We start from the raw sequence: 8254 nt of genomic DNA on the forward strand, positions 1-8254 counted from the left end.
GCTCCCCCATAGCGCCCGGGGGTGGGTCCCGGGGGCTGGGTCAGTTGAGTCCCCGCGGGGGGGCCCCCCGGGGGGCCGGGGGGGGGGGGGGCGGGGGGGGGGGGCGGGGGCCCGCGGGGCGCGTGCCCCCGCCCACGTGTCACCCGCAGGTGCGGTCGTCCCAGGCGGCGACGACCGTCCCGGTGCCGTCGGTGCCCGTGCGCGCGGCGTCGACCGTCGCCTCGCCCGCCGCGACGCTGGCGGACCGGACGGCGAACGACTGGTACGCCGAGCCGCCCGGCTGCACGCCGGTGTAGTCGCGCGTGCCGAACGGGGTGACGACGCGGACGTCGACGGGGGCGTCGTCGTCGTTGGTCGCCGCGACCGCGACGTACGCCTTGCCCGCCAGGCAGCGCACCTCGGCGCGCGCCGTGACGGCCGGACCGGCCGGGGCGGTGACGACGGTCGTGGCGACGGCCGTCGTCGGGCGGGCGGCCGTGTTGGTGAGCGCGCCCTCGAGGCGGGTGCGCAGCGCCGTCCCGGCGGCGACGTCGCCGGGCACGGCGACCTGCGCCGTCACGGTGACGACCGTCCCGGCGGGGGTCGAGGCCGGCAGGACGACGCGGTAGGCGCCGTCCGTCCCGAGCCGGACCGTGCCCGTGCTCGCGACGGGTGCCGCGGCGAGGGTCGTGCCCGCGGGCGGCACGAGTGCGAGGACGACGTCGCGCGCTGCCTCCGCCCCGACGGTCGCGGTCGCGGTCACGGCGACCGTCCCGCCCGGTGCGACCTCGCCGCCCGCGGCGACCGCGAGCCCGAGCGTGCTGTTCCGCACGGTCGAGACCGTCGCGAGCGCCGAGCCCGGGTCCCACACGCCGAACCCGTCGAGGAACGTGCGCGCGAACTCGACGTGCCCCTGGGCGTTCGGGTGGATCGCGTCGTTGAGCTGCGACGTCGGCACCTCGCCCTGGTCCTCGACGAGCCAGTCGGCGTAGTTGTCCACGACGAACACCCGCTGGGCTGCCGCGACGTCGCGCACCGCCTGGACGTACTCGGGGTACCACGCGCGCGACACCACCGGCTGCGACGTCGCGAGGACAGGGACCCCGCCGTCGGCGCGGACCCGCTCCACGAGCGTCGTGAGGTTCTGCCGGAACGCGGGGAGACCGGCGGCCCCGGCCGGCGAGTCGTTCATCCCGATCATGATCGTGACGACGGCGGCGTCGTGCCGGCCGATGCGGCCCTCGTAGTCGGCGACGAGGTCCGCGACCTTCGCCCCGGACGTGGCCGTGGTGATGACGTAGTCGTGGCGGTAGTTGCGCTCCCAGCGCACGCGCTCCTCCACGTGCTGCGTCCACGAGCGCCACCCGTTCGTGTGCAGGGCGCCGTGCGTGATCGAGTCGCCCGCGAACAGCCACGGGCGCGACGCGTCGCGGTCCCCGCGCGAGAGCACGCCGCGCACCGCGGCGTAGTCGGGCAGCACGACGGCGTTCGGGTCGAGGTTGAGGCGCAGCGGGGTGAGCCGCTCGCGCATGGCCCAGGTCCGCGTGATCGTGCCGGTGAACCGGTCGGAGACGCCGGCGGCCGTGCGCGTCCCCGCGACGGTGAGCGCGTCGGGCGCGACGTCCGCGACGAACGCGCGGCCGGGCGCGACGACGACGGGCGAGCCGTCGACGTACGTCGTGACGACCCCCTGCCCGACGGCGACCGCGACGACGTGCTGCTGGCCGTCGTCGAACCGCGTGGTCGTCCTGGTGCGCACGAGGTCGGTGCCGCCGCGCGTGACGGCGTACTCGAGGCGGCCGTCGCGCAGCGCGACGGTGAGCGCCGTCGGGCTCGCCGCGGGGGCCGAGGTGTCGGACATCGACAGGAGCGTGCCGCCGTTGCCGGGCTGGGCCGCGAACCGGACGAGGAGCGTGCCCTCGTCGAGACCGCGCAGGGTCGCGAGGTCGGCGGAGCGGTCCACGACGCGCGTCCCGTCGAACGACGACGGCACGTGCGTGAAGCCCCACGCCTGGGTCGCGGTGCCGAGCGGCGTGGTCGCCTGCTGGATCTGGCCGGTCGTGGGCAGCCGGAGCGCTCCGACGCCCGTCGAGCCGTCCCACGCCCCGAGGTCCTCGAGGAAGGTCTGCGCGAACGCGAGGTGCCCCTGCGGGCCGGGGTGGATGTCGTCGGACCACAGGGTGCTCGGCGGGTTGCCGTCGTGCTCGAGCATCCAGCGCGCGTAGTTGTCGACGAGCACGGTGTCCTGCGCGGCCGCGACCTCGCGGACCACCTGGACGTACTGCGGGTAGGTGGCGCGGTTCGTGCCGGCGCCCCCGCCGCGGACGGGCTGCGACGTCGCGAGCACGGGCACGGCGCCGAGCGCGCGCGTGCGCTCGACGATCTCGGTCACCTGGGCGCGGAAGGTCTCGAGCCCGGCCGCCCCGCCGAGCAGGACGACGTCGTTCATGCCGACCATCGTCACGACGACCGTCGGGTCGTGGGTCGCGACGCGCTCGTCCCACGTGGCGAGGATCCCGGCGGCGGTGTCGCCCGAGATCGCGGTGTTGACGGTCTGGTCGCCGAAGCGGCGCAGCTCCCAGCGCACGCGCTCCTCGACCTGCTGGCTCCACGAGCGGTAGCCGCGCGTGTGCGCGGCGCCGTGCGTGATGGAGTCGCCCGTGAAGACCCACGTCTCGCGGGCCTGCGCCGCGGGGACGTCGAGGCGTGCGCGGACGTCCGTCGCGTCGGCGCGCACGGTGGGCACGCGCATGACCGATGCGCTCGCGAGGTCGGTGGGGCCGAGCACGCGGTCGTGCACGGTGACGCGGTCGATCGTGCCCGTGAGCGCGGCGGTCGTGCCCGCCGACGTGGCGCGGGCGCCGAACGTCACCGCCGTGGGGTCGGGGACGGTCGCGAGGAACGCGTCGGACGTGGTGAGCAGCGCCGGGAAGCCGTCGAACGAGACCTGCGTGAACCCGGCGGAGACGCCGACGGACACGGTGTGCGGGGCGCCGTCCGTCGCGGGCACCGGGGCCCGCACGTCGGCGCGCACCTGCCCGTCCACGACGACGGTCCACGTCACGGCGCCGTCGGCGACGCCGAGCGCTGCCCACGTGTCGTCGGTCGTCGCGTCGCTCAGGGAGAACAGGGTCTGCGCGGCCGGGGACGACGTCGCGAACCGCACGCTCAGCGCGCCCTCCGCGACGTCGTCGAGGTAGCCGACGTCGGTGTTGCGGGGGTAGCCGGCGGCGCCGTCGAACTCGCGGTCGGCCCCGAGGAGCGAGTAGCCGTACAGCTGTCGGGGCGCGGGCTGGGGGTCGAACGCCGCGGTCGCGACACCGCTCGGGGCGGTGGGCAGGCCCGAGGCTGCGGTGGGGACGAGGGCTCCGGCCGCCACCAGGCTCAGGCCGACGGCGAGGGACAGGACGGGACGTCTACGCATCTGCGCTCCTTCACGCACGGACGGGTCTCGGCACGTGCCGCTCCTCGGCCGGGCACGACGTCGTGCGGGGAACGGATGTGCTGAGGCCGGACGCTAGCAAGACATCAGACATCTGACAACAGATGCTTAGGCGGGCGGGCGCGCAGGTCGCAGCGTGCACGCCGCGCGACGCGCGGGCGCAGGGATGTGTCAGGAGAGGGTGCGAGCTCCGGTGCGGGGCTCAGACGCGGGACGCGGTGATGTCCCCGACCACCCGGACCTCCACGTCGACGCCGTCGACGGTGTCCGGGACCTCGACGTCGTCGGACGTCACGTTGACGCGCAGGAGCCAGTCGTCGACGGTGCGCTGCGGCCGGTCGCCGCGCTGGGGCGCACCGGCCGTGTGGGCGCGCGCGATCCCGACGCCGGTCACGCCGTCGAGGCCCGCGAGCTCGTCGCGGAGCGCGGCCTTGGCCTCACGCGCTCGTTCGAGGGTCGCCACGGCAACCACCTCCCGACACCCATTGTGCGCCTGCCGCGCCCGATGCGGCAGGGCCGAGGGTCCCGACCCTCGCGGCAGCTCAGTCGAGCAGCGTCGCGCCGAGGCGCTCGAGCACGGTCTCGACCGGGTTGCAGTACGTCAGCCCCGTGCCGTTCGCGCCGCCCGTCTCCGAGCCCGCGAACAGCAGGCCGATCGCGACGCCGTCCTCGCGGTACACGAGCGACCCCGAGTCCCCGCCGCGCGAGAACGGCCCGTCCCCCGTGGACTCGACCTCGATCTGGTCGTCGAAGCGCAGCGCGCCCAGGCCGCCGCCGTACCCGACGACGACGTCGTCGAGCTCGATCGCCGTCACGCGGCCCGCCGTGACCCCCGTGGTGCGCCCGGACTTGCCGACCGCCTCGCCGCCCAGTGCCGCGGCCGTGCGCGTGACGCGCCCGACGGGGTACTCGAGGTCCACGTCCGGGTCGTCGAGCAGCGCGACGGCCGCGTCCACGGTCTGCGTGACGCCCGCCTCCAGCGGCACGAGCGCGGCGAGCGTCCCGACGCGGTCGTCGGGCGCGCCGCCGCCGTCGGCGGGGCCGGGCTGCACGACGACGTCGCCCACCCGGGCGGACGTCGACCCGGCGAGCACGTGCCAGTTGGACAGCGCGTAGACCGACGTCGCGTCCGCGCCGGCGACCGGGGGCTGCGCGACGCGCACGAACGCCCCGAGCGTCCCCGCCGTGACGTCGACGTGCGCGACCGAGACGCCCGGCCGCAGCGGCCGCACACGCCCCGTCTCGCCGGTGGCGTACGCGGTGACGACCGGCGGGCGCACCCCCGGCCGGTCCGTGCCCGCGACCCCCGGCCCCGGGTCCGCGGCGAGCGGCCGGATCCGGCCCGTGCGGCGCACGTCGACCGTGTCCCCCGCCTCCGACGCGACCTTGCGCGCGATGCTGCGGGCCGCCGGCACCCCGAGCCGGTACCGGACCGCGATCGCGTACCCGCCGTCGTCGCGCGGGGCGAGGCCGATCGCGAGCGTCGGGGCGCGCACCGCCTCGGCGGGGTCGGGCACGTCGTGCGCCTCGATCGCGACGCCCGAGCGCTCCGCGAGCTCGCGCGCGTAGTCCGCGAGCTGCGACTTGATCTCCCGCGCCTTCTGCTGGTCCATCGGTGCACCGTCCCCTCGCCCGACGGACGGCTGCCCGCCGTCCGCGTCCTGCCGAGCGAGTCTGACGGCAGCCGCCCACACGCGCACCGCGACGCGCCGTCCTCCCGGCGACCGGGCCCGAGCCCCGTCGTGCGACTCCCCGGCGACCCGCGCGACGGCCCGCGCGCGGCGGCGTCGCCGCGCGCGGGCCGGTCGGCTCAGGAGCAGTCCACCGTCTCGTACGCCACGTCGACGGCGGTCGTGCGCCCGCCCGCGGACGCCGTCACCCGGGCGCTGCCCGCGTCGAGCGTCGCCGACCGCGACGAGAACGACTGGTAGGCGGACGCACCCGGCCGCACGCCCTCGACGGTCCGCTCCCCGAACGGCGTGCTCAGCGTGACGTCCACCGGCACCGTGTCCTCGTTCGTCGCCCGGACCGCGACGTAGGCCGTCCCTGCGAGGCAGCGCGCGACGACCTGCGTGGCGAGGTCGAGGTCGTCGCCGCCCGCTGTGTACGCGATGATCCCGCGCACGGCCTCGGTGGCGCGGACGACGGTGGCGGACGCGCCCGCGTCGTCGACCTGCTCCCGCCCGAGGTCCTGCGCCTGCACGACCCGGGCGTCCGCGGTCGCCCAGTCGCCGCGGTCCGCGGCCTCGAGCGCCTGCAGCACGAGGTCCTGGATCTCCGCGCCGACGGCGCCGTCGACGGTCCCGGCGGCGACGCGCTCGGCCACGAGGTCGGCGACGTCCGTGTACCACGACGGGTCGGCGGCGGGCTCGGGGATCACGAGCCCGGCCTCGACCGCGGCCCGCGTCGCGGCGACGACCGCGTCCCGGTACGCCTCGGCGTCGGGGTACCACGCGGCGAGCGTCGCGTCGTCGACCGGCGTGGACCCGCCGTCGAGGAAGCAGAAGCCTGGGCCTGCGTTCGCGCCGGAGTTGATCCGCGTCGGCACGTCCTGCTGGGCGAGCCGGATCCCGCCCTGGCCGAGGCCGCGCTCGTCGCGCACGACCGTGCGGGGGTTGTCGGTGAGCTCGATCGGCGCGGCCGACGGGGGCGCGGTGCCGTCCGCCACCCACGCGGCGACGTGGTCGTAGACCGCGCCCTGGACCATGTGCTGCGGCACGCGGGACCCCGACGGCTGCTCGCACGTCTGCGGCGTGCCCGGGTAGCCGCCCGGCGCGCTGCCGACGTCGCGCAGGCGCAGGCGCCCGTAGTCGGTGATGAGCTTCCAGTCGCCGTGCGACGCGCCCGCGACCTCCCAGGTCCGCAGGAGCTCGGAGTCCGGCTGGCGTTGCGCGGCCCCGAGCAGGTCGATCGCGACGTCGGTCTCGCTGTTGATCTTGAAGACCGGGGTGTCGATGTCGTCGCGGACCAGCCCGCCACCGCCGTGCAGCACGACCGCGTCGACCACGCCGGCGAGCGGGTCGACCGAGTTCACGTACGACCACAGCCGGCCGGCTGACTGCGAGTGCCCGGTGGCCACGACGCGCTCGGCGTCGAGCGGGCCCAGCGGCGCGACGCCCGCGGGGTCGCGCACCGCGGCGACCGCCTGGCTGAACACGTCCCAGGACAGCGTGTCGTCGGTGACGGCGCCGCCGTCGGTGAGGTCGAGCGTGCCGTAGCGGTCGGGGCTCCACGCGCGCAGGCCCGTCGCGGAGTGGACGCCCGCGACCTGGGCCGAGACGCCGACCCACGCGTAGCCGCCGCGCACGAGGTGCTCGTGCGCCTGGAACCAGTCGACCTCCTGGTCCCACTGGTTCGAGACGTTGTACCACTCGGCGATCACGGTCCCGTTGAACGCGGCGGGGTCCACGGGTCGGCGCACGACGATGCGCGTGCGGTAGTCGTGACCGGTGCTGAGCACCGTCGCGTCGGTCACGCCGTCGGCCTGGTAGCGCGTCGCCTGGCCCTCGACGAAGAACTCCTCCTCGACGTAGCCGCGCGACGTCAGGTCGTAGTCCGTCGCGAGGAACGGGTAGCCGTGCGCGGGGTCGCCGAGCGGCGAGGTCACGGGGACCGGGCCGGTCACCGTGGGGTCGGGCACCGCCGCGTGCGCGGGCGCGACGGTGGTGGCGCCGGCCAGGAGCAGCGCTCCGGTCACGGCGAGGGCGAGCGGGCGTCGGACGGGGGGTGCGGGCATGGCATCTCCTTCGTCGGACCCGACCTCGTCGTCGGGCTCGCCCAGCAGACTACGGTCGCGACCGGGCTTTCGTCGACTGGCGTCCAGGTTGTGTCGCCGGACCGGCAGAAGCCGCCGAGACCTCACGCGCGCAGGAGCTGCTCCACCCGCACCGACCGACGCCGCGCCACGACGAGCGTCGTCACCGCGACGGACGCGAGGCCCCACAGCACGAGCGCCACGACGTCGCCCGCCCCGCCCGCCGCGCCCGGGTCGACGACCGCCGTGAGGACGCGCAGCGCCGAGCCCACGGGCAGCGCGTCGCGCAGGCTCGTGAGCGCGGCGGGGACGGTCGCCACGATCCCGGTGGCGACGAGCAGCACCGCGACGAGCAGCGAGAGCGCGCGCCCCACGTTCCCGAGGAGCGCCGCGAGCGCCTGGTTGAGCGCCACGAACACCACCGACGCGAGCGCCCCCACGCCCAGCAGCGCGAGCCACCCGCCGAGGCTCGCCCCCTCGACCGCCGCGAGGACGCCCCCGACCACGAGGCCCGTGACGGCCGCGACGCCCGCGGGCAGCGCGAGCGCGGCGAGCGCGAGCCGTCCGGCGCTGCGCGTGGAGCCGAGGAGCGTGGCGGGCACGGGCGGGAACGCGACGAAGAGCGCGAGCGCCCCGAGCCACAGGGCGAGCACGGCGAACAGCGGGCCGGTCGAGCCGGTGCCCAGGTCGTCGACACCCGGCGCGGCGACGGGGTCCGCGACGACGGTCGAGAGGTTCTCGCGCTCCGCGTCGGTGTACGACGGCACCTGCTCGACCGCCTCGCCCAGGCCCTGCGCGAGCTCGGTCGTGCCGTCGGCGAGCTGCCCGACGCCGCCCGCGAGGTCGCCCGCGCCTGTCGCGAGCTCCTCCGTCCCGGTGGCGAGGCCGGCCGCGCCCGTGCCGAGCGCCCCGACCCCGGACGCGAGGCCGGACGCGCCCGACGAGAGCTCGCCCGCGCCGCCCGCGAGCTGCGCGGCGCCGTCGGCCACCTGGTCCGCGCCCGTCGCGAGCTGCCCGAGCCCGGACGCGAGGTCGGCGGAGCCGCCCGCGACGCCCGCCGCGCCGGTCGACGCCTGCGC

At 76.8% G+C, this 8254-nt stretch carries 4 protein-coding genes and 1 pseudogene; all 5 read right to left on the minus strand.

The window, feature by feature from the left end; all coding sequences use genetic code 11:
• Positions 1 to 139: 139 nt before the first annotated feature.
• Positions 140 to 3403, minus strand: coding sequence for a GDSL-type esterase/lipase family protein (locus tag GYH36_RS18365; protein WP_162290601.1), 3264 nt, complete (start codon positions 3401 to 3403; stop codon positions 140 to 142).
• Positions 3404 to 3623: 220 nt separating this feature from the next.
• On the minus strand, positions 3624 to 3884 hold the full coding sequence (locus tag GYH36_RS18370) for a hypothetical protein (protein WP_312028709.1): 261 nt from the start codon (positions 3882 to 3884) through the stop codon (positions 3624 to 3626).
• 79 nt (positions 3885 to 3963) lie between these two features.
• The gene (locus GYH36_RS18375; protein ID WP_203232033.1) at positions 3964 to 5034 is read right to left on the minus strand and encodes a chymotrypsin family serine protease; all 1071 of its coding nucleotides are present in this window, start codon (positions 5032 to 5034) and stop codon (positions 3964 to 3966) included.
• Between the two features lie 197 nt (positions 5035 to 5231).
• Entirely contained in the window at positions 5232 to 7157 is a 1926-nt protein-coding gene (locus GYH36_RS18380; protein WP_162290603.1) for an alpha/beta hydrolase domain-containing protein, read from the minus strand.
• A gap of 122 nt (positions 7158 to 7279) precedes the next feature.
• Positions 7280 to 8254, minus strand: a pseudogene (locus GYH36_RS18385) (hypothetical protein); the annotation flags it as partial.

The organism is Cellulosimicrobium composti, assembly GCF_010287905.1.
Lineage (GTDB): Bacteria > Actinomycetota > Actinomycetes > Actinomycetales > Cellulomonadaceae > Cellulosimicrobium > Cellulosimicrobium composti.

Bases quoted from the DNA above. Each gene is read 5' to 3' on its own strand.
- GYH36_RS18365 (WP_162290601.1), bottom strand. From the start codon at position 3,403: ATGCGTAGACGTCCCGTCCTGTCCCTCGCCGTCGGCCTGAGCCTGGTG.
- GYH36_RS18380 (WP_162290603.1), bottom strand. From the start codon at position 7,157: ATGCCCGCACCCCCCGTCCGACGCCCGCTCGCCCTCGCCGTGACCGGA.
- GYH36_RS18375 (WP_203232033.1), bottom strand. From the start codon at position 5,034: ATGGACCAGCAGAAGGCGCGGGAGATCAAGTCGCAGCTCGCGGACTAC.